Source organism: Amycolatopsis vastitatis, from assembly GCF_002234595.1.
Classification (GTDB): domain Bacteria; phylum Actinomycetota; class Actinomycetes; order Mycobacteriales; family Pseudonocardiaceae; genus Amycolatopsis; species Amycolatopsis vastitatis.
Map to the genome: position 1 here is coordinate 1 of NZ_NMUL01000123.1, position 1,028 is coordinate 1,028.

Here is a 1,028-nt window from a genome sequence, read left to right on the forward strand (position 1 = left end):
AGACCGGCATGTTCGTGGCCTGAGTGAACTGGCTGTGCAGGTGCATTTCACTGCCCTGGTCCCAGGTCAGCGACCGCCGCAGCTGCTCGGGCAGCGTGGCGATCTTGGCGACCAGGGCATCGCGGACCAGGGTCGGGGTGTAACCGGCGGGCAGGTGCAGCAGCATCACATAGCGGGTGGACCGTTCCACCAGCGTCCCGATCGCGGACCGGTTGTGGGTGCCCATGATCAGGTCGCCTTCCCAGTGCCCGGGCACCGCCCGATCCGCCACCTCCGCGGGCCGGTCGCTGATCATCACCATCGGGGTGGCCATCCGGGGCCGCCGCTGATCCGGCCGGAGGTGAGGCCGGCGGGCGATGCGGCCGCTGCGCAGCCACCCGGCGACCTCACGCCGCAAACCACCCCGGGCCTGGACGTAGAGGGCTTGGTAGATGGTTTCGCAGCTCACATGCCACTCCGGCCGGTCAGGGTGGTCGCGGCGGAGCCGGCGGGTGATCTGCTGCGGGCTCCACCGCACGTCCAGCCCATCCTGAACGATCGCCCGCAACGCTGGATCCGCGACCAGCTTGCCGACCTTGGGCCGAGCCCGCCGGGCCGTGGCCATCTCGTGCGCGGCGTGGGGCTGATAGGTCCCGTCGGGTTGCTGATTGCGGTCCAGCTCCCGGCTGATCGTCGACACCGGGCGGCCCAGCTCGGCCGCGATGGCCCGCAACGACACCCCGGGCTCGCGGACCCGGTCGGCGATCCGGATCCGCTCCTCCAAGCTCAAGAACCGCGAGGACAGTCCCGCCGGCACCACCGGCACCGCTGCGGCCTGGGCTGCCTCGGCACGCCAGCGCTTCGCGGTCCGGTAATTGACCCCGACCCGCCGCGCCGCTTCCCTGGCTCCGACACCTGCTTCCACCAGACCAAAGCAGGCCGCCCGCTCCGCGGTCAACGGTTTGCCGGGCCGACCAGGACCGCGGGACAGACAGCCCGGGGCACGATCCCGATCCCGTCTAGGCACGAGGCAACTCCTGAACACTCAG

At 71.1% G+C, this 1,028-nt stretch carries 1 protein-coding gene; it reads right to left on the bottom strand.

Annotation, left to right across the window (positions count from 1 at the left end; genetic code table 11):
* Positions 1 to 937, bottom strand: a 937-nt coding sequence (locus CF165_RS49695; RefSeq protein WP_439098565.1) for an IS30 family transposase, incomplete at its 3' end; no start/stop codon positions are given.
* Between the last annotated feature and the right edge of the window lie 91 nt (positions 938 to 1,028).